Source organism: Amycolatopsis sp. NPDC031561, from assembly GCF_055580625.1.
The window spans coordinates 1-20581 of sequence record NZ_JBVILA010000054.1 but is presented as its reverse complement, the minus strand read 5'-3'; the positions used below and the strand labels follow the sequence as shown (position 1 = coordinate 20581).

General features: G+C 65.2%; 13 protein-coding genes and 3 pseudogenes. 9 read left to right on the top strand and 7 right to left on the bottom strand.

Features of this window, described 5'->3' with window-relative positions; translation table 11 throughout:
* Nucleotides 1-63: 63 nt before the first annotated feature.
* Nucleotides 64-300, bottom strand: a pseudogene (locus tag ACZ5IK_RS45045) (ATP dependent DNA ligase); the annotation flags it as partial.
* Nucleotides 301-597: 297 nt separating this feature from the next.
* Here ACZ5IK_RS45045 and ACZ5IK_RS45040 point away from each other — a divergent pair.
* Genes ACZ5IK_RS45040 through ACZ5IK_RS45030 form a run of 3 tightly spaced genes read left to right on the top strand, consistent with a single transcriptional unit; the run spans nt 598 to nt 6343 of the window.
* Nucleotides 598-1329 (top strand): hypothetical protein, encoded by a 732-nt coding sequence (locus tag ACZ5IK_RS45040; RefSeq protein WP_410663471.1) that lies wholly within the window; start codon nt 598-600, stop codon nt 1327-1329.
* On the top strand, nt 1326-2345 hold the full coding sequence (locus tag ACZ5IK_RS45035; RefSeq protein ID WP_465493331.1) for a Clp protease N-terminal domain-containing protein: 1020 nt from the start codon (nt 1326-1328) through the stop codon (nt 2343-2345). The genes ACZ5IK_RS45040 and ACZ5IK_RS45035 overlap by 4 nt, the downstream gene beginning before the upstream one ends.
* The gene (locus ACZ5IK_RS45030; RefSeq protein WP_465493330.1) at nt 2342-6343 is read left to right on the top strand and encodes a hypothetical protein; all 4002 of its coding nucleotides are present in this window, start codon (nt 2342-2344) and stop codon (nt 6341-6343) included. Before ACZ5IK_RS45035 ends, ACZ5IK_RS45030 begins: the two co-directional genes overlap by 4 nt.
* Before the next feature lie 431 nt (nt 6344-6774).
* On the opposite strand, the gene ACZ5IK_RS45025 is transcribed toward ACZ5IK_RS45030, so the two are convergent.
* Both ACZ5IK_RS45025 and ACZ5IK_RS45020 read right to left on the bottom strand, forming a co-directional pair.
* A complete protein-coding gene (locus ACZ5IK_RS45025) occupies nt 6775-7107 on the bottom strand; it encodes a hypothetical protein (protein ID WP_465493329.1) in 333 nt (110 codons plus the stop codon).
* Nucleotides 7108-8433: 1326 nt separating this feature from the next.
* The gene (locus tag ACZ5IK_RS45020; protein WP_465493333.1) at nt 8434-10104 is read right to left on the bottom strand and encodes a caspase family protein; all 1671 of its coding nucleotides are present in this window, start codon (nt 10102-10104) and stop codon (nt 8434-8436) included.
* Nucleotides 10105-10276: 172 nt separating this feature from the next.
* Between ACZ5IK_RS45020 and ACZ5IK_RS45015 the strand changes: the two genes are divergently transcribed.
* Nucleotides 10277-10648, top strand: coding sequence for an effector-associated constant component EACC1 (locus ACZ5IK_RS45015; RefSeq protein ID WP_465493328.1), 372 nt, complete (start codon nt 10277-10279; stop codon nt 10646-10648).
* A gap of 130 nt (nt 10649-10778) precedes the next feature.
* Here the strand turns inward: ACZ5IK_RS45015 and ACZ5IK_RS45010 are convergent, their stop codons facing one another.
* The gene (locus ACZ5IK_RS45010) at nt 10779-11651 is read right to left on the bottom strand and encodes a hypothetical protein (protein ID WP_465493332.1); all 873 of its coding nucleotides are present in this window, start codon (nt 11649-11651) and stop codon (nt 10779-10781) included.
* Nucleotides 11652-11690: 39 nt separating this feature from the next.
* A pseudogene (locus ACZ5IK_RS45005) lies at nt 11691-12867 on the bottom strand (IS701 family transposase).
* 393 nt (nt 12868-13260) lie between these two features.
* Between ACZ5IK_RS45005 and ACZ5IK_RS45000 the strand changes: the two are divergent.
* Nucleotides 13261-15696, top strand: a complete 2436-nt coding sequence (locus ACZ5IK_RS45000; RefSeq protein WP_465493327.1) for a hypothetical protein — start codon at nt 13261-13263, stop codon at nt 15694-15696.
* 202 nt (nt 15697-15898) lie between these two features.
* Here the strand turns inward: ACZ5IK_RS45000 and ACZ5IK_RS44995 are convergent, their stop codons facing one another.
* Nucleotides 15899-16996: an integrase core domain-containing protein gene (locus ACZ5IK_RS44995; RefSeq protein WP_465493326.1), complete on the bottom strand. Its 1098-nt coding sequence runs from the start codon at nt 16994-16996 to the stop codon at nt 15899-15901.
* A gap of 68 nt (nt 16997-17064) precedes the next feature.
* Between ACZ5IK_RS44995 and ACZ5IK_RS44990 the strand changes: the two genes are divergently transcribed.
* From ACZ5IK_RS44990 to ACZ5IK_RS44975, 4 genes are all read left to right on the top strand, one after another.
* The gene (locus ACZ5IK_RS44990; protein WP_465493325.1) at nt 17065-17661 is read left to right on the top strand and encodes a hypothetical protein; all 597 of its coding nucleotides are present in this window, start codon (nt 17065-17067) and stop codon (nt 17659-17661) included.
* On the top strand, nt 17661-18512 hold the full coding sequence (locus ACZ5IK_RS44985; RefSeq protein ID WP_465493324.1) for a TRM11 family SAM-dependent methyltransferase: 852 nt from the start codon (nt 17661-17663) through the stop codon (nt 18510-18512). Before ACZ5IK_RS44990 ends, ACZ5IK_RS44985 begins: the two co-directional genes overlap by 1 nt.
* Nucleotides 18513-18853: 341 nt before the next feature.
* Nucleotides 18854-19330 (top strand): hypothetical protein, encoded by a 477-nt coding sequence (locus tag ACZ5IK_RS44980; protein ID WP_465493323.1) that lies wholly within the window; start codon nt 18854-18856, stop codon nt 19328-19330.
* Complete coding sequence (locus tag ACZ5IK_RS44975; protein ID WP_465493322.1) at nt 19327-20361, top strand: tyrosine-type recombinase/integrase; 1035 nt, start codon at nt 19327-19329, stop codon at nt 20359-20361. The genes ACZ5IK_RS44980 and ACZ5IK_RS44975 overlap by 4 nt, the downstream gene beginning before the upstream one ends.
* A gap of 22 nt (nt 20362-20383) precedes the next feature.
* Here the strand turns inward: ACZ5IK_RS44975 and ACZ5IK_RS44970 are convergent.
* Nucleotides 20384-20581: pseudogene (locus ACZ5IK_RS44970) on the bottom strand (IS256 family transposase); the annotation flags it as partial.

The following is a 20581-nucleotide window of genomic DNA, read 5'->3' as shown; positions in this document are numbered from 1 at the left end:
TGCGACGACCGGTGATCCACCACGACCACCAACCAAACACATGATCAACAACCACCATCAAGATCACCCGACAAGCACACCGGTGGATCCAGGTTTGTCGTCCCGCAGTCCTCGCCAGACGGTGTGGCGGAGGCGGCCGCCGGTGCGGGTGAACTGCCGGTAGACGACCTCGCCGACGAGCACCGGGTCCACCCAGCGAGCCCGGGTGACGTTGGCGCGCGGCGGGTCTTCGGCGAATGGGTGCTGCGGCCGGGCCAGGGGTTCGAGGAGGGTGTGGAGGCGGGAGCGTTCGGCGTCGCTGAGGCTGGTGCCTTCACCGGACTAGCCATCGAGATGACAGATCCCAGCCCGCAGGTGTGCATCATGACCGACCCTTCTCCTCGACTCTGCATCCTCTGAGGATGCCCGCCGTTGACAGATGGATCTATACGCCGTGGTTGGTCGTGTAGTGGGTACGGAGTGCCGTTGATGTGGCTGATTTTCGTTCCACCTGAAGGAAGTAGTCGGATGTCGCTGACAGAAACGTTCAGGTCACGGACGTACAATATCGCTTCCCCGTACGTAACTGTTCTGTCGCACGGTCCGATGCAAAGAACCATGGCGATCCACGAGGCGTACACGCGCGAGATGTACGACAAATACGGCTACTTCGCGGTGTGGCTGCCGTCAGTTCCTCTGGCACTTGGTGATGTCGGCACGTTCACTGGGCATCGTTTCGACAAGAGAACCACGCTGGCTGATCTCGGGGTCTCGTTCCGGATCTCATCGGCCAGCGCCCGTGCCGACGTGGAGTACACATCCAGCGGCGCGGTCAGCCTGGTAGCCGATGGCGCGGTCGGTGTGACCCGGAGCATGCCCATGGCCTCGTTGTTGATCACCTTCTCTCGGGAGGGAGCGACGTTCTTCCAGGGGCGCGAATGCACCGAGCAGTCGATTGACAACGTGGCGGGGTTGGAATCAGCGCTGTTGCCGTTGTGTCACAACAGGACCTGGCGACCGAACTATGTGGTCGTAACCAGCCTGGTGTCGACCGGGCCGACAATGGTCCTTGTTTCGAAGGACAGCGGGGCGCGGGTGGAGCTCGCGTTGGACGCGGACGGTCTCGGTACGCCGTTGCCGCTTGCGAAGGCCGCTGGGAACTTCGTGGTGACCGCGAAGTCCGGTCTGGCTGCGAGCGTGATGACACCGGACGGCGCGACTCCGCTGTTCCGCGCCGCGTGTATGCGGCGCAAGCTGCTGGGCGGCCGCGAGCTGGAGATCCGCGGCGGGGAGCGAGAGCTCGACTTGGAACTGGCCCCCGTCGTGTGGGGCGATCGGGTCGCGGTATGACCGACAGGGACACGCAAACCGCCTGCCTCACCCGGTGCATGGCTGCCGCAGCGGCCATGGCGGGCGGTGACCCGGTCGAAGTGGAACACCTGTTACTCGCCGCCGCCTTCAACGATGACGAGGATTGCCGGTCGCGACTGGTGATGAAGCAGTTGGGCGCGCACCACTTCTTCACCGACGAGACCTACCAGCAGGTGGCGGAGGCCTTCGTTAACGCAGCGGAGTCCGACACAGAATGGACGTCCGAAGCAGCGGCTGTGCTGGAGCGGCTGGCGTACTGGGCGACTCGGACCGGCGACCATACCGCCGACACCGCGCACCTGCTGCTGGCGTGTGCGGAGCAGGAGCCGGCCAAACTGGCGATTGCCGGCGTCACACTGCGGGACGCCGTTCGGGCCGCGATCACCGTGCGGCACCGGGTGTCGCCTGCGGACCGGCAGCCCAGCGACCGAGGACCAATCCTGTCGCCGCGCCGCCGGGACCGGCCACTGCCCTACCAGTTCACCGTGCGACGCAAGGCGGACGCTGGGCCGAGCAAAGCGCGACATTTCGGGCTCCGCTCGCAGACTGCGAACACGGCCGGGCTGAGTGCCCGGATCCAGTTTCACATCACACAGCTGCACGTGGCCACGCTCATCGCGCTGAGTGTCGTGTCGTCGCTCATGCTGGTCGCGATCGCGCACGCCGCGCTCACGGTCACGTGGTGGGCGCTGTTGTGGTTGGCTGGCCAGTTCGGCAGACGGGCACTGCTACCCGTCGTGGCCAGAGTCGTGGTCGACGTGGCCCTGGTCATGGTGTCGGTGCCGCTCGGGCTGCCGTGGTGGCTTGCCGTTCTCGCCGTGCCGCACCGCGTGCTCGACATCGTGGAGGGCAGGCTGGGGCTGCTCGAGGTGCGTGGCGAGTCGGCCGACCCACTCCTGTCCGAGAAGGACGTCCGAGCCGACCACCGCGTCAACGCGAAGGCCGGTCGCTTCTTCACGATGCTGAAACTACGGCGGGAGCTGAGCACGCGATGACGGTTTCCACCTTCGACCCGTTCCGCCCTGTGTCCGAGCCGGAGCTGCGGGAGTGGCTGCGCGAGCGTAACGAGCGGGCGGCCGACGAGGTTGTGCTCGACTACGTCATTCCGCTGTCCGGCATGATCATGCCCGGCGCAGGGTTCGGCATGCGGCTGCGCGGGCTCACGCGGCTCGTCCCGTCGTTGCGGCTGACGCGGACGCACCGGACCCGTGATGGTCACATCGGCCTGCACGAGTGCGACATGATCACGGTCCTCGACCGCACTCAGCTGTGGCCGGTGCTGGCCACGCGGCTCGCGACGGCGGCGTTGGCCGTCGCGATGAGCCTGCTCATGGTGGTCCCCGGCTGGGTGGTGGCGGTGTTCGGCGCGACGGCGTGGCTCGCGACCGGCTGGCGCGCCCGGTTCGCGGTGCCTCTGCTGACGGTCGCGTTGGCGGTTCTGGCCCTTGAACGGACCTCTCTGGCGCTGTTGTGGGCGCCCATGGTGCTGCTGATGCTCCAGGTCCGCCTCGCCCTGCCGACGCTGACCACGGGGCTGTTGTCCCGCAAGGTGTTGACGAGCCCGGTGCGGTTCCTCGGCAGAGGGTTTCTGTTGCGCGCGATGTGGGACCGTACTGCCTCTTCGGTGTTGCTGGCGGTCGACAAGGCTACGCACGACGACCGGGCGCGGGCTGGGATTTTCGTCGACGACGCGGCGCACGGGGGCGTGGCAGCGGAGCTGCGGCCTGTCCTGGTGCAGTGCCAGGCGTTGGGGGCGGTGGGCCGGTTGGCGTTCCAGGAGGCGATGAAGCTCTCCGAGGAGGCACGCGACCTGGCCGTCAACGCGCCGGCCGAGATTCGCGGGTGGTGTGCGCTGCAGTCCGGGGACGTGCTGCTCGAGGCCGGGCAACCCGACGCTGCGCAGGCACGGTGGAAAGAGGCATTTCACCTGCTCGACGGCCGACCACGGGCCAGGTACTGGGCCACCCAGGCCGACCTCCGGATGATCGAGGCCCTGACCTTCGACCTGGCGGACACCGAACGCTGCCTTGCAGGGCTGCGGCGGCTCTACCGGGTCCGCGTCGCCGCGGTTCGCGACGGCGACCTGCCGTTGCTGGATAAGACGGAGATGTACCTGCTGCGCCTGATGAACGAGGCCGGCAACGCGGTCGGTGTCGTCGAACACCTGACGCGGCAACGGGAGTACGACGCCGGGCTGGTCCCGATCGGCGACCGGGTGGCCGACTACGCGGCGCGGACCCTGCTCCTCGCGACCCTCTACCTCGACATCATCGAGAACCCCCACCGGTATCCCGACACGATGAGTGTGGACGACGAGGGCAAGCGTCAGCGGTACCACCACGCGGGCACACTCATGGACGATGCCCTGCGACACCTCAGCAGAGCTGCGGAACCGGTGCTGGAGGCACAGGCCTACGCTGTCCTCGCCCACGTCCAGGCTGCGGCCGCCCTAACCGACGCCGCAATGGGCAACGCGCTGGAGAGCCTCAACATCGTCCAACGCGTCCGCTACCAGCTGCCGACAAGCCGGTGGCGTGCCCGCTGGGTCGCGGCACACGTGCACACCTACGCGCTCGCGCTGGAGCTCGCGACGGATCGTGATGCCGCACTGGTCGCCGAGCTGCTGGAAACCGTGCGGGCCCAGGCAGTCCCAGTCGAGGCCGGCGTGGCGGGCAACCGCCTGCGGTCAGTGTTCGACTCGCTCGTCACCACTACGAGGCTGCCTGGCGGCGTTGCCGGCGAGACGACCGAGGCTGCCAGTGATGAGTCGTCGGCCCACCAGGTGCTCCCTAGCTCGACGGCCGGCTGGTTCGAACACGACGACGCGCGGGTCAGCACCGGCGTCACGGTCGGGGAGACCGGCGGCGATCCCACCCTGACCGACCCACTGCGCACCGAGGCCACGATCCTCGTCGACCAGGCGGCCTGGGTAGGGGGCGACCCGGCCACCGCAGTCGACCTGGACCACGAGTTGACCACCATGGCACCTGGCGGTTGGTACTGGAGCTTCGCCCGCGTCGATGACTGGATCTATCACGCGGTGCGCAGCCCCCAGGGCGAGTGGACGGCCAACCGCCAGCCCTACAGTCCGTTCGCCGAGGCGTTCCGTGACCTGGTCCGTCACCTGCCCATCGAGCTACCCGACGCCGAGCCTGTGAGGACCAGGCTCCCCGGCACCGCACTCGTGGCGGAACACCCCGCCGAGCCGGTGGACGACGGCACAGCGACGGCAGCACAGGCGCTGACCCGAATCCTGGACCACCTCGGCTCCGCGCTGATCCCCTCGGTCCTCGCCAACGCGTTGAGCGCAGAAGGCCCGCCAGTGCCGCTGTCGGTCGCACCGACCGCCTCGCTGATGGTGGTGCCCGTGTGGGCACTGCGGATCAGCCCGCTACTGCGAGTCGCGGACGTGGCCGCGGTATGCCATATACCGTCGGTCGCCCTCCTCGCGCACCGGCGGCAGGTGGCCCACGGCGAGGACCGCGGCGCGAGAGTCGGCACCAACCGCGTGCTAGCGATCCTGGCGCCACACGAGCCACCGGACGATCTCTGGTTCCAAGACCTGCCCCACGCGGCGAGTGCCATACCACCGAACGCGGAGACCGTCACCGGACCGGTCAGCAAAGCAGACTTGGCCGCACTGCTCACGCGCCGCCGGGCAGGTGAGGGGGTGCTGTTCCTGGCTGGACACGTCGACCCGCCAACCGATGGAGAACCCGGCAGTGCCGGGTTCCGTCTCTCCGGGCGGGAACGCTTCGGCCTCCGCGACTTCTACCAGACCGACCTCGACGATCGGCCTCTCTACCGGATGCCAGACAGGGTGATCCTGGCTGGCTGCGCCAGTCTGGGGGTATACGGCGAGCAGGGGCAGTTGAGCTCGCTCATGGACGCGCCCGAATGGCTCGGCCTCGGCGCCGCAGCCGTCTACGGCGGTGCGCACCACGTGCTGTGCACGCTGTTCGCCGTGATCGACTCCCCGCACACCAAGCGCATCGACCTCGCGCTTGTAGAAGCCATGCGGCACAACATCGAGCCGGCCTGGGCCCTGCGCGCGGCACAAATGGCCGAGCTGCGGAGGTGGGAGACCGGAGAAGGGTCGATGCCCGCGGTCTTCCTCGCCTACGCCTACGTCGGCCTGGGTGCCGCCATGACCCATGGCGCGAACGTCCAGCCGTTCGTCCGTGCCGCGGAGCGGGTGGTCCCCTCCGCCGAGCCGCCCGCGGCCGAGCCGCCCGCGGCCGAGCCGCCCGCGGCGCAATCCCTCGACGCGATGCTCCCCGAGCCACGCGCGTTCCACGACCAGTTCCGGATGCTCGCTCGACACACCCACGACCAACAGGGAAACGGCGACCGGCTCTCCCCGAACGTGCTGCCGGACGGCGGCGTCGAACTCCATGCCGCGGACGGGCAGGTTGCCGCACGTGTCGCCGTGCGCGGCGCCTCGTGGGAGATCGACACCTTCGACGTGGTGCGGCTGACCACGCGTACAGAGACGGAGTGGCGGGTTTCCGGGGTGAGGCTGTTCGTCACCGACATGCGGCTGATTCTCTTGGCGGACAAGCCACTCAAGGACGGCAGGCGTTTCGCGGGGCATCTCCGGTACCCGTGGATCAGTTCCGTTGGGTATCGGCCGAAACAGAGCATCCTTAATGACTGCGAACTGGTTCTCTCGACACAGCAGGACATGTCCGAGGACCTGACGTACTTCAACCGCCTGGTTCTGGTCCTGTCCAGCGACATCGACAGCGGCCGACTGGCAAGAGAAGTGGTCGGCAGGCTCGCACGTCACCACCTAGCCCGTGGTAGTCTCCCTGCTGCCGTCGTGTCCGAGTTCGAGAAGCTGAGGGACGCCGAGCCACTGCCGGATCCCGTCAAGGGCTCGCACGCCACCTACTTCATCCCCGCCTTCAAGCCCCACCCGTACGGGGTTGACTACACCGACCACTCGCAGGAAAGCCAGTGGCTCGGCCCTAACCTGGGCGCATCCGACTGAACAAGGAGACAGGTTGTATCTGCAGGCCGAACGCGAGTATTAGAGGAGGCGAACAGGAATGACGCATGAGCCTCCGCGCGCTCGGAAGCCAGGGTGGCGGCGTCAAGAGCTCTAGAGCCGGAGAAGGGCGGCCAACCCCATGTCTGGTCGGCGAGATCCCGCGGTCGTGGACGCAGTGGCGAGGTACCGGCATCAACGCTGCTGGCGGCAGCGCGAGCTGATCACTTAGCCGTGCGTGGGCGCTCAGACCATCGGCCGAGTGCGACACCTGTGATCCTGAGGTATGCCTCCGCCGTTCTCCAAACTTGATCAGGGTTGGAGAGCGGATCCTTGCTGGTCGCACAGGCGAGGTGGTCGATAGTCCTCACCGAGCTTCGAGGGTGCGCGAGGCGTTGCGGTCCGACTGCTCAGCAAGTGCAGTGAGCCGGTGTTCATTCTCGTCCGCTCAACAGGGCTTCCAAGGCGGCCGCCGCGTGCCCCTCCCACAGCCCTGCGAGATACCCGGACCCATTAATCAGATACTTGCCTTCAATGTCCACCTGTGTTACTCGCGATAGGCCATTTGTCAAGCTGTTCCCCTCGGCGAGAAGTGCCGTGTAGGTAACGGCCTTTACCGCACTTTCATGCCGTCCCGGTTCGAACGAATGCCAAATGGGGAGTTGTCCTAGCAGCCACCCGTCGACCATGGTGTGACGTTCGATACGTCGGTCGTCGCGGAACCGGCGTTTCTCCCAAACAATGGTAGTCGTGTACAGCTTGTCCATCGGGATAGCGGCCTTTAGGAGGCGCTCACGTGCGCTGTCGGCAGAGAATTGAGAAAGGGTTGTCTCGTCTTTGAGATCTCCAGTTCCTGGCGGATAACGAGGTACGTGACATGCAGTGCAAAGGTCTACGTATGTAACCAGAGTGTTCCTGGCTTGATGTGACTGGCAGAAAGCTCTGCCGCACTGGTGGCAGCGCCCGATGGCTAAGACTCCGCATGAAAGCTCACAATCTGCAGCCATGCGACCTCCTTTATCGGACAGCTACGTCGGTGGCGCAGCATGGGACGGACGGCGGCTGGACGGCTCCCGGCTAGTCAAAGTCGGTGGGTGCGGCAGCCTCGTTACAGGCTAGCCGCCGGTCGGATCACCGAGTTTGGTCTGCAAGTCGGCGACGCGGCGGTCCTGGAAGCGCAGGTAGCCAAGACAGCAGACATCGAACTGGATGAGCTGGGCGCGTCCGCCGGCAGCCAATGCTGTAGCTGTCCGGAATCGGCCTATCCCACGCTGCCCGCCTGCTGGGTGACGTAGGTGATGTCGGCCGGTTCGTCCAACTTTGAACCGTATATCGGACCGTCCCCGGAGCAGATGTCATGTTTCTTCCTGGCTGCAGCTCGGCTGGAGCGTCGGGCGGTTCTAGCGTGCCGAATGTGTTCCCGTGTATCGCAGCCCTCGGCTGGCCTCTGCTCGTAGGGCACGCGATCCTGAGCCGCCTTGTGCCATGGGATCCGGTCGATGATGTCGGCCCAGTGCTCGGCGGCATCCCCGTCGCCGAGCGAACAGAGCTGAACGAATCCCGGCGACCGTCCGCGGCAGAAACGGTCATGTAGGGCGACCGAACCTATTGGGCGCGCTCGTCGCCAAGGCGGCCGCGGCAGTGGCTGACACCCGAGAGCCTGACCGTCATAGAGACGATATCGCCGTCTTGGCGAAGATCGCGCTCAACGCATCGGCTCACCGAGCCATGAGAGAATCGTGCAATCCGAAAGGACGCAGGCGCTTGCGTCTTGCCTTGGATGCGATGCCGCCTGCCTACCCCGCGTGGCAGAGGATTACCCAAGCCGAACTTGCTCGGGAGGCATTGCACAGGCTCGCGCACAATAGCGGAAGTTGAGTGGCGACATGGTGAAGCCGACAGTGAGCGCTACACATTGTGAGACTGAGGTGGCCATTCTGCATCTGCTGGCTTTGGTGAGGAAGATCGGTGACAGGCCATCGGCGGGTACGAGATAGTCGATCTTCGCTCGGCGCAGCGTGGTGATTATCGTGAGCAGCCCGGGGCCCTGCCGGCAACGCCTGACTTGCTTCCTCTGCGTTGAAGACTGTTAGTCAGCACTTGTAGTACTGCTCAGCAATACCAGTCTTCACGAACTGCCAATTTTCCCCATCTGTTGATGCTGGCGCGTAGACTGGAACGTCGCCAGAAGAAGCGTTCGATCTGAACGGACCGAACGTCTGCACGTGGACAGTCGTTTCGCCGGCGATCGCATAGCTGATGTTAAGGCTGAAGGTATAGTTCGCTTTGCAGCCATGGGCATCGATTCGGATGAGTCCCTGCTTATCTTGGCTCACTCCGAACCCTGGCCCGAGAGGCTCGTCTCGTACGAGCTTGGCATCAGGGTTGTTATTTGGGTCGAGAGAACCGTCGACTCCGCTGACAACCCCCTTGTCGACAAGCTTCTTCGCGTCCAGGTCAAAGTCGAACACTCGATTGCCCAGGCCGCCGCAACCTCCTTGGGGTGAATAGATCCAGGCGGCTTTCTCATGGGTGGGAGGCTTGAAGGACGGTGTGATATCGAGGATGTCAACTGTTTTCCCCGAGATTGCAGATAAGAAAAGATAGATGTATCCAGATAGGTAGAAGGCTCCGCCGCTCGCTGTGGCCTGTTCGCGCATGTCTGCGGCGCCGGCGGGGAAGGATTCTATCGAGGGCCCTTTGGTGGGCATGGCGACGGCGGTTCCACCGTCGCAAACGCGGGCGGTCGGCCACGTTGGCCGCACCACAAGAGTCGAATCAGGTGCCTGCTTGTTCGGGGCGGCGGTTATCGTGGGGCTCGGTGTCGGGCTGACTTCGGCCGCGTTGGGCGCGGAGGAGCCGGCTACCGGCGGCGCCGAGGTGGCTGCGGCTGGTGTCTGCGAAGGTGTGTCAGTCTGCTCAGCGAGCGAGTAGATAAGGCCCGAGCCGAGTGCTACAACAACTGTGATGGCCAGTGCTATTCGCATGCCGCGGGAGAGCCGTCGAGGCTTCGTCTGATCGTGGTGTGGAGACGGGTTGAGGAAATGTATGGCTTGGTCGCCTTCACAGCCGCCAGCTGCTGTGTTGTGGAACATCGGCACGTTGTGAGTATGTCCAGTGTCCAGATGTTGTGGTAGCGGCAGCCCTTGCTCGTTGAGTGCTGTCCAAAGGTGGCTGTAGATATGGCCGAGCGTGAGTTCGTCGGGGCCGCGAGGGATTCCATTGCGTAGAAGGTGTAGTAGCGCGCCGGTGAAGGCGGTGTTTCGCTGGCCTGGTGGAGCTAGCGCCATTTCGGTCGATGGCGTCGCTGCCAGAACGTACGTTCCGGCGATGTTGAGGCTGGGGGAGTTGCTCAGCGTCTCTGTCGCGCGGCCACTGAAGCAGCAGTCCAGTATGAGAATTCGGTGCCTGGCGGGGCTGTTGACGAGGATCTCGCGTAAAAGCTGGTAGCGAAGTGCGCTCGTCTGCAGTTCATCGGGATCGGTGCCGCTGAGGCTGAGGTAGAGCTCATTGTTGTGCGCAAGTAGACCATGGCCTGCGAAGTAGACGACCAGGGTGTCCTCGGTCGCCATCGCATACTGCCGCAGGGCTCGGGCGACCGAGAGGGCGTCAGGCGCATTGCGTATGGGCACGCACCGCGGACCCTGAAGGCCGAAGATAGCGGGGTCGGTCAAGACGGTAGCGAGGTCTGTGAGGTTGTTGTCTACAGCCGGCAGGCTGTGTAAATAGGTTTCATGCGCGTATACGCTTGTTCCTACGAGCACCGCGGCCGATAGTTGGAGGTCTGGTTCTGGCACTTCTGTGAACTCCCGCCCTGGTGACCCATGTGAGCGGAATGTCGTCCGAGGGCAGGGACGGTGTTACATCGGTGCTAACGCTGACGTCCTACTAGGCGACTGATAGTTGGCGGTTACCAGTGTGTTGGGAGCGAGGGCGATGCGAGCTCGGATCAGCTGCGGTGGCTCAGACCGGGATGCGCGAAGCCTCATGGACTGGCTCAGGCGGATCGAGGAGGTGCGTGGCCATGTCGACCTCGTTGCCGGACCAGTCCCGCCAGGTCGGATGGGTGGGATCTCTGATGTTGTGGGCATTGCTTTGAGCGGTGGAGGCGCTGCGACCGTGCTGATACGTTCCGTTTTTACATGGTTGGGGCAGCGACCGCGAGGCACTCACTTGATAGTGGACCTAGAGGAAACCGATGGTCGCAAGGTGCACCTCGAGCTGAGCAGCGCCGACAGCTGTGATGAAGCCATCAGCAAGGTCCTGGCCGTTCTAGAAGATCCTGTCTCGGAACTGGAGGCTGACTGATTAATGACTACCTCTTGCCCTGCTCGACCCGCAGGTCCACCACGTTGCTACGTGACGCTGGCTTCGCCGAGGTTGGAACGGCCTGGCAGACGGTGACGACAGTCTCTCCACGGCTTCTGGCGGCACCGGTTTACGGGTTCCAAGGAACTTTCTCGATCTCTCCGGTGAAGTGCACTTTCACCGCCGGGTCGCGGTGGGTGCCTTGGCAGCCGAGGATGCTGAGATGGAGGTAATGCCTGGCCAGGCGCCAGGCGTCGTACCACTCACCAGTACTGAACTTCGGCTTCGTCCGGCTCGGGTGCATGACCCCGTTTCGCATGCGAGCGAATACCTCGGGGCCATCACCCGCTGAAAGGCCGGTGAGCTTCGCAGCCACCGACGAGCGCTCGGTGAGTCCCGGCGGGAACTTCTCGCTGATCGAGTGCAGGGCAAGCAGTTCGCGCATGGACTCGTGCGCTTTCAACGGCTTATAGGTCTTTGCGGTATAGATGTGGCGGTCTTCGACGAGCTCTGACCACGCCAGCAGTTCCAGTCCGGACTGAGCCGACGAGACGGCAAGTTCGAGTGGATGTGGATCGTTCGCGTCGATCAGGTAGTAGATGGCCCGCTGAACGACTTCCTGCTTCAGCGGATCCGCCCAAGCCGTCGCTATGCGTTCGAAAAGCGCCTGGAGTTGATCGAGATGAAAGCCGTCGACAAGGCCAAGCGAGGGACGCCACGGTGAGACAAGCGGAGACGTCCATTCTGGCCAGACTGGCTCGCCCGCGTCGTTGTAGGCCACCGGCAGAATGGGAGAGGTCCAGCGGCCGCAAGCGAGGCTCAGTACATACCGCAGGACGTGGATGACGTTCTGAAGGTCTTCGGTACTGAAGTCGGTGCCGTCCTCCAGCTCGACGTGGCCCGTATGAGTGACCGCATGGCCGCCGTTGTCGCGCAGATCAACTTCGATCTCACGGTAGTTCCGGGGAGAGTCGAGCGTGACCTTCCAGCCGGCACCGGTCAGAACGGTACGTCCTAGTACTCCAGTCGTAGTTTGCGATGGTCATGGTTCGTGGGTTGATTGTTGCTGGTAGTGGCCTTGCTGGGCGTGGTATTGGTGGCGTCTGCGCCAGCTTGAGCGGCGGATCCGGTGCGCGGTATCGAGAACGGGTCGGCTGATGAGTGTGGTGAATAGGTGGTGGATTTCGTTGCAAGTCAATGAGATCCATCCGGCGGTTGAGGACTTGGGGTTTCGTTCGGTGGACGTGACAACGGCGAGGAAGGCGTGGGCGAGCAATGCCATGACCGTCCAGCGGTGCCAGGAGGTCCACCGTCGGACCTGGTGCTGATCAAGCCCGGTGAGGCCTTTGCTGGTCTGGAAGGATTCCTCGATCGTCCACCTGCGGCCCGCGACGTGAACCAGGATCCTTAGCGGCACGGGCTCGGGTGCGTAGCAGCGGTAGAACGCCAGCTCGCCGGTGGTGCGGTGGCGGCGGATCAGCAGCCACCGGTGCCCGTCGGTGTCGTCGGTGTCGATGTCGGCGAAAGCCCAGTCGTAGTAGCGATTCCCCTTCGCCCCGGCGCCGGCGGAGAGGCGTTGCCAGACGTGCTTGGGCAGCCTCGCGGCGACACCGTCAGCGCGCAGCACGCCTGCCGGCGTGCTGACCCGGCGGTCGCGGCCGATGGCGAGAACGTAGCCGACACCGCGCCTTTCCAGGTTCTTGCGGAGGCTGGGGTCGGCTCCGTAAACCTCGTCCCCGGCGACCCACTGCGCGCGGACGCCGGCATCGAGGGCGCGCCCGATCATGGTGGTCGCCAGCGCGGGTTTCGTCGCGAACGCGGTGTCGTCGGGGATTCCGGCGCCCGCGCGGCGGTCGGGATCGGTGGTCCAGGATTTCGGGAGGTAGAGGGCCCGGTCGATGAAGGCGTGGCCGGTGTCGGTGGCGTAGGTGAGGTAGACCGCGACCTGGGCGTTCTCGATGCGACCCGCGGTGCCGGTGTATTGGCATTGCACTCCGACGGTGTGGACGCCTTTCTTGAGGTCGCCGGTTTCGTCGACGACCAGCACGGCGCCGGTGTCGCCGAGGTGTTCGGTGACGTAGTCACGCAGGTCGTCGCGGACCTCCTCGGCGTCCCAGACTGCTTTGCGCAGCAGGTGTTGTATCCCGCCGGGGGTGTCGTCGCCGGGGTTCGACCCGGGCGATCCGGCCGGCGACCCGGCTGATCATCTCCTCGAACATCACCGCCCATCGGTCAGGGTTACGCTGGGACCGGCGGCCACCAGCCGATCAGGGTTAGTCCACACAACCGACCATGATCAACTGGTGGCCGCACCTGTCTACGGGCAGACCACCAGCGACATCACGAAGTCCGGCTGGAGTACTAGTGCATCGGCGGGCGCCACCGGAGATCATCGTCAGGGCTAGTCCTGCAAGGCAGAAGGGGGTTCGTCCTTGTGGATGAGGCGACGTGCTACGAACGGCGGTCAGCTGCCGTAATAGCGAATTGTTATATTCCTCGATCGCGGGAATGTCAGCTCGGTTCGATAACGAACCAGAGTTGCCTAAATTCAGACGTACTTCGTAGCCTAGATTCGATTGTGGCGAACTGACTGCGAGGTTTCGGAGGTCTGCGTGGAAGACGAGTCTGACGCCGAGCTGAATCACAGGATCAGGCAGTTTGAGTCGGGCGACACCACCCCGATAACACAGCCGCAAGCCGTTGAGCTGATGGTGTCGACGATTTACGGCAGTGATTCCTTGTCGGATGGACTTTCTCTTGAACTGCTCAAGCTGGCCGGAGGACTTCACTGGTCCCGAGCGAAGGCCATGTCGGCGGGTGCGGGAAGCGCGGAGATGGTACAGGCAGCCAAGCTGATGATGCGATCGTCCGGCGGTCCCATCAGCCTGGAGTTTGACAGGCACTACTTCGCTTTTCTGGCCGCTGAATTCCTGGTAGCCGCACATCCGAGCGCGGACGAGTCGCTCGGACAGCACGCGGTCGATTTCGCGTCGGACGTGCTGGACGTGCTCTACGACGTGCATCCGATGGTCCCGGAGATCCACGTGAACATGGCCGAGCTGTATAAGGCGAGGTTCAGCGCGCTCGGCCATGAGTCCGATCTCGACCACGCCGTGGAGCATATGCGGTCTTCGTTGACGTACGTTCCCGACGACGTCCCGGGCAAGGCATCACTGCGAGCAGCTTTGGGTGCTCTGCTGCAGACGAGGTTCGAGCTCGGTGGACGAGAAGAGGATTCGGCCGAGATGGCCGAACTCCGGTCGCACTCGCAGAGCGTGCCGAGCAGATCTGTTGTTTCTCAGCGGTTCGGATATGCCCTCCGAGCGCTGTCGGTCGACCGCGGCTCCATGGGAGCGATGATCGACCGGGCGGTCACCTTTCCCCGAGCCAAGGAGCTGGCGGAACACCTCTCCGAGACGGATGGCGGGGACCTCGTCGTAGAGACGATCCTGAAGCGGTTCAACGTCGTGGCGTTCGCCGACGCGGTGGCCGATACCGACCGCGGTGAGTACCTGGTGCTGCGTCTCGGGGACGGTGTCGGCGATTCCGTTGTCCGTTCTTTTCTGCTCGTGGGTGAGCTGGTGAACCAGCTGAGCTCTGGCCTGGCAGCGTCGACTTCCGGGCGCAAGCTGTGGAGCCGGATCGCGGGTTCCGAAGGCGGCCGGGACCTTGCCCTGGCCTTGCTCTACAGAGAGTGGAAGTGGGCTGCTCAGGTCTTCGTCGACCTGTTCGCGGCCGAGGGGGCGGAGGCGGCCATCAGATCTCTCGCTCATGGCGAGGAAGGCCATGAGCTGGCACGTCTGCTGGCCGATGACGATGACGGCATATCGCTCCTCGTCGAAATGGTGAAGGACAAGAGGTTCGTCGAGCTCTGTGCCGCGCTGCTGGAGAGCGAGTCCGCCAGGCGGTTCCTGGTCGACCTGAGCGGTAGTGCTGCGATGGAGGGCTGCGTCGAACAGTTGCTCTCGCGTGCAGAAGCCAAACAGTTGTTCAGCGAGCTCTTGTCGTCCGGCTACATGACTCAGGTCGTGGCTCCGAAAGCCGGTACCGCCGAACTATCCGCTATCTGCGAAGCGATCGCGGACAGTGGCAAACGACGAACCCTCGTGGACCGGCTAGCCGACGTCGTTGCTGGAGAGGAAGGCCGCGATGCCGAGGTCGACACACTGTGCACGCTGCTGCTCCCGTGTTTGCTCGCGCCCGCGCTGGGCGTCGTACTGAGCTCAGTGGGAGTGACCGCAACCGCGGAAGTCGTGTTCGTCGCAGCGGTCATCGCGGTGACGGAACGTCCGGTCAGGCCCGCCGGGCAGGTAGAGGACGAGGAGCCGGATGATGACCTATGGATCCCGCCCACGACGCATCAACAGCCGTCGCCGGACTCGGACGTGTGGATCAAGGTCATGGGTGACCGGCTGCGTGATGGTGTGCCGGCAGTGGAGGCGTCAGATGGCGAGAACCTGGACCGCCTCGCTGGCGCCGTTTACGAGTACATGGTTCGAAAGGACCTAGTGAACCCCGCGCCGATGTACCAGGACCGCGTGCTGTCCGCACTCGTCGCCGGCTGGAAAGCTGATGAGAAGGAGAATGTAGACCTCGCGGCGGTCCAAGACGCGGTTCAGGCCGCGCTGAAGCGAACGCCGAAGGATCGCTGGAAGACACTGCTCGGACAGCTTCTGCTCGGCCTCTCGGTGAACGGCATCTACGACGCCATCAAGGAACTCGTAAAGATGCTGATGTCTCAGGCGCCCAGTCCGGATGCGCAAGTTTACGAGATCGATCGAGGGCTTGCCCGGAACATCGATCGCTGGCGAGCCGGCGTCATCGACAGCCGGGACGACGGTCTCCCGTGGACGCCCGACGACGAGCTCGGGCTGATCTTCTGCCTGCACACGCTCAGCGTCGCGCTGATCGCAGGTGTGTACACGCGGCGGTACGTTCGGACGAACGACCTGGAGGAACCCAGCGTGGTCATCGCGAGGCTGCGGCTGAACCCCGAGATCGTGGCCGCTCATGCGCGAAGCCTCGGCATGAACGTCTTCTACACATAGAGGACGCAAGGGGACGCTTCCACTGTAGCGTCCCCTTGACCGCCTCTGGCCTTGCTCGTCGACGTTGCCGAGCGGGAAGTGCTCCCCCCGTCCCAGCGCTGGCGCAGGGTGGGCAAAGCGGCTCGGATGATCACGGTGACTAGGTGTCGTTCCCTGCAGTAGCCGTCGACGCTGCGCTTGCCGAGAATATCGTCCGTGCTGGTCAGGTGGCGTGGTGGTACTCGTTGAGGATGCCGCCCAAACGTGGGCGTCGGCGGACGTCGAGAGCGGTGATCTTGGCCTGGCTGGTGATCGGCTGTGGCAGTGGTTGTAGTGGTCGGGCGTTGGCGATGCCCTGGTGTGGCCGGTGCGAGTTGTAGAAGCTCTCGTATTCACGGAGCGCGTGGAGCAGATGCCGGTGGTTCCAGATCAAGGTGCGGTCGAGCAGTTCGTGTCGGCAGGTTTGGATCCAGCGTTCGACGATGGAGTTCATTCTGGGCGTCTGAACACCACTTAGGATGACCTGGATGCTGGCGTCGGCGAGGATGTTGTCGAACAGGTGAGGGAATTTGCCGTCTCTGTCGCGGATCAGGAATCGCGCTCGGCAGTGGGCGTCCTCAAGATCCATGGCGAGGTTGCGGGTGGCTTGGATCACCCATGCCGCGGTCGGATGTGGCGTCGCGCCGAGGATGCGGATCCTGCGCTGCGCGTGTTCGATCACCACCAGGACATACTTGCGGGCGCCGGTGAGGGTGACTGTTTCGAAGAAGTCGCAGGCCAGCAGGACCTCTGCTTGGGAGCGGAGGAACTGGGCCCAAGTGCTGGACGCGCGTTCGGGCGCGGGGTCGATGCCCGCGTCGGTGAGGATCTGCCACACGGTGGAGGCGGCGACTTTCACGCCCAGGACGAGGAGTTCGCCGTGGATGCGACGGTAGCCCCAGGTCGGGTTCTCCTTGGCCAGGCGTAGGACCAGCATTCGGATGGATCGGATGGTGCGCGGCCGGCCGGGACGTTTCGGCCGGGATGCCTTGGCGTGGCGTCGGCGGAGCAGGTCGCGGTGCCAGCGCAGGATGGTGTCCGGGCGTACTAACAGGCGGAGTCTGTGCAGGGTCTGGCGTGGTAGTCGGTGCAGGAGCGCGGCGAGTAACGCTCTGTCGGCCGGGCTGAACCGCACCCTGGTGCCGCTGAGTTGCCGCTGCAGCACTCCGATCTGGTGGCGCAACGCCAGGATCTCGATGTCTTTGTCGTGGTCGCTCTTGGGGAGCAGGCGTAGCAGGGCGAAGGTGTTGGTCAGGCCGAGGTAGGTCAGTCGTAAGAGCACGGCCGATCATCCTGCCGTGATGAGCGCCCGCCTCGGGATGGCCGGGCTGATGTCGCGCGAACGGGGCGTTGACCAGCACGGATGACATTTTCGGCAGGCGCAGCCTCACCCGCAGCCTCGTCACCCAGGCCGTGGCCGCCTTCACCACGCGCGGGAACACGGTCGCGGTGACCGGCCCGGACGCCGCCCGGATCGCCGCGGTCGCCGACACGGTCGGCGACCGCCGAGTCCTCTGCGTCGACCCCGAGACGGTCACCATCGGTGGCCACCGTGACCGGGTCGGCGGTGAGGCGGGCACGCCGGAACCTGGCTCGGTGGACCTGCTGCTGGCTGCCGAGTTGCCCGCGCCGTGGATCGACACCGACGGCGAGCCCTACACCACTTGGGCGCGCTGGTTGGCGCCCGGCGGGGTGCTCGTGGTGGCTACCCGAAACCCCGCCGGGGCGGGCCGGTTCGCCGACCACACCGGGGCGGTGGTCACCGCCGCGACCAACGCCGGGCTGAGCTACCTCCAGCACATCATCGCCGTGCTCGCCCACATCCAGGGCGACCGGCTTCTGATCTCGAGTCCGCCGGCCTCGGTCACGATGCCCGCCGACGCGGTGCACGCCGACGGGCACACGGACCTGCTCGTGTTCCACACCGACTTCGGAGGCGCCGCCTGATGAGTACCAACGAGCCGATTCCGCGGCAGGCGCTGACCCGTGGCAGCGATGCTCTGGTCGAGCTTCCGGTCACCGTGTGGCCGACCGCGCAGCAGGCCCCGCGCGCCCAGCGCGGCACCCGGTACGTGCCCGAGGCGACCGCGCATCCGGCGAAGATGCTGCCCGCCATCGTCCGCCACGCCATCGACACCTTCACCGCACCTGGCGACCTCGTCCTCGACCCGATGTGCGGGGTCGGCACCACCCTGGTCGAAGCCGTCCACAAGGGCCGCGACGCCCTCGGCGTCGAGTACGAGAACCGGTGGGCCAAGGTCAGCGAAGCCAACCTCGCACTCGCCGCCGACGACGGCGGAACCGGTCGGGGCGAGGTGCACGTCGGCGACGCCCGCCAGGTACTGCCCGACCTCGCCGACCGCTATGCCGGGCGGGTCGGATTGCTGGTGACCTCCCCGCCGTATGGGGCCAGCGTTCACGGCCAGGTGCACGCCCCCGGGCACCGCCCCGTGCGCAAGCACGACAACCGGTACAGCCGCGACCGCGCGAACCTCGCGCACCGCAGCCTGCCGATGCTGCTGCGCGGATTCACCGACATCCTCCGTCGTGCCGTCCCCTTGCTTCAGCCCGGTGGAGTCGTCGCCATCACCACCCGGCCCTTCCGAGTCGACGGCGAACTCATCGACTTCCCGTCACTCACGTTGGACGCCGCCATCAACGCCGGACTCGACCCGTCCAGCGCTGCGTCGGACTGCTGGCGGGACTGCGCGACGGTAAGCTCGTTCCGCGGTCCTCTTTCTTCCAACTCGACTACGTACGCAAGCTCCGCGACCGCGGCGTGCCCGCCTGGGTCATAGCGCACGAGGACATCTTGGTCCTGAGAGTCGGCCAGAAGACCGGAACGAGTTCTGTCGCGGAGCGGCCGACAGCCACCTAAGCAGGAGACGGTACCTGTTCTGCCGACGAGGACGTGTCCGCCCGACAAACACCGCGAGCAGGTCACGTCAGTAGGTGCCCTACCCCGACCCCGCGTTCCGTTGTGTCCCCTGCGTGCCGAGATGACCGGCGCGCAGGGGGCCGCGGGCCGTATCCACCGAGTCGTGGACGGGCTGAGCGATGCAGGACACCGCCGTTGCCGCGTACGAGCTTCGCCTGGCTGTGATGCCGGGCTGCCCCAACCTTCCACGAGGGATTGATGATGCGCGCGAAGGATGCGGAACCGCAGTCCATCGAAGACCACCTACTGTCCACTCTGTCGGCTGCCAGACCACAGACAAGTCAGCAAACGAAGAGTCTTCCGGTCGCGACGCTGCTCGAACCTGTGCAGAACGGCACGCTCTATTTCGTCGTGACAACGATCGACAGTCGCGGGCGACTGGCAGACCGGTCGCCCTTGCGCGTCCTGGGCTGGACTCCAGACTGCACGATCACCATTACGACGGTCGGCCGTGCGGTCATCGTTGCGACACGGTCAGCCGGGCCGGATGCCGTGACCCGCCAAGGCCACCTTCGACTTCCTGCGCGAGTCCGCCATGCGTGCTGCCTCGACACCGGCGCTCGTTTGCTCGTCGCGGCATCACCGGACCGTGACCTCCTGGCCGCTTATCCGGCTTCGTCAGTCGAGGCCAGCTTGCTGGCCTACCACAAGACTTTGCGCCATCGGGATGAGCGATGAGTGACGCCGAGATCAGCGCGGCCCGCCTGCTGCTCGCTCGGCTCGGAGTAACGCCCGAAGATCTCCTAGCCGCGCCCTCCGCTGCCCGCGAGTCGATGCCGCTTATTCGTGACTACGTCGAGCGTGTCTCCGATGCCGTTCCTGCCGGAACTCGTCGGGTCTACAGCACGTACTGGCGGCGGGTTGTGGAGGCGTGGGGAGATCGACGCATTGACGAGCCCACTCCGCTTGAGATCAAGCAACTGGCCGAAGACGTCAGGCACCAGGTCGTGGTCCGTAAGAACTCGAGAGGCGGGCGCACCGCGGCCGAGCACCTGATCGCCGCCCTACGTTGCCTGTACCAGCACGCCATTGCCGACGAACTGCTGAGTGAGAACGACAATCCTGCCAAGCGGGTCGCCAAGCCGCGAAGGCTGGCCAGCACCCGGCGGGCCATTCCCGACGTTCGACTGGCTGAGATCAACCACGTCGCTGGTAGTACCGGCAACGATCCCGAACTCGACCTGCTCCTGCTGCGCCTGCACACCGAGACCGCGTGCCGCCGTGGCGGAGCCCTCGCTCTCCGGCCGCAAGACCTCGATCCGGATCAGTGCCTCGTCCGGCTGCGGGAGAAGGGCGAGACTGTGCGCTGGCAACCGGTCTCGCCGACGCTGATGCGCCACCTGATCAGCCACCAGGAACAGCGAGGGGACGGAGACCGGTCAGCGCAACTTCTGCGCTACCGCAACGGCCAGCCGATTACCGCGAGGCGCTATGACCACCTGTGGCAACGCATCGGAAAACAGCTCCCGTGGGTTGCCACCCAGCAGCTCAGTACTCACTGGCTCCGGCACACCACCCTCACCTGGGTCGAACGTAACTTCGGCTACGCGGTTGCCCGCGCCTACGCCGGGCACGACGGCAAGGGTGACGCTGGAACGACGTCGACCTACGTCCGTGCCGACCTACACGAAGTCGCCGGCGCGCTCGCCGCATTGACCGGAGAACCACATCCGCTCGCTCCAGTCAGCAGCAGCGGGTCTATCCCATGATCGGTGTTTCCGGCGTTGTTGATCAGTAGGTTTCGGCTCCCGGCCAGCGGTCACCGAACGTGATGGCGAACGCGTTGATCACTGGCTTCCAGCGCATCGTCCATCGGGCGCGGCCCGTGCCGGTGGGGTCCAGGCTGCGGGTCACAAGGTACAGGCACTTCATCGCGGCCTGCTCGGTCGGGAAATGCCCGCGCGCGCGGATCGCTCGCCGATAGCGGGC

Excerpts from the sequence above, each read along its gene's own strand:
- ACZ5IK_RS45040 (WP_410663471.1), top strand. The coding sequence starts at position 598 with ATGGCGATCCACGAGGCGTACACGCGCGAGATGTACGACAAATACGGC.
- ACZ5IK_RS45035 (WP_465493331.1), top strand. The coding sequence starts at position 1,326 with ATGACCGACAGGGACACGCAAACCGCCTGCCTCACCCGGTGCATGGCT.
- ACZ5IK_RS45030 (WP_465493330.1), top strand. The coding sequence starts at position 2,342 with ATGACGGTTTCCACCTTCGACCCGTTCCGCCCTGTGTCCGAGCCGGAG.
- ACZ5IK_RS45025 (WP_465493329.1), bottom strand. The coding sequence starts at position 7,107 with ATGGACAAGCTGTACACGACTACCATTGTTTGGGAGAAACGCCGGTTC.
- ACZ5IK_RS45015 (WP_465493328.1), top strand. The coding sequence starts at position 10,277 with ATGCGAGCTCGGATCAGCTGCGGTGGCTCAGACCGGGATGCGCGAAGC.
- ACZ5IK_RS44985 (WP_465493324.1), top strand. The coding sequence starts at position 17,661 with ATGAGTACCAACGAGCCGATTCCGCGGCAGGCGCTGACCCGTGGCAGC.
- ACZ5IK_RS44980 (WP_465493323.1), top strand. The coding sequence starts at position 18,854 with ATGCGCGCGAAGGATGCGGAACCGCAGTCCATCGAAGACCACCTACTG.
- ACZ5IK_RS44975 (WP_465493322.1), top strand. The coding sequence starts at position 19,327 with ATGAGTGACGCCGAGATCAGCGCGGCCCGCCTGCTGCTCGCTCGGCTC.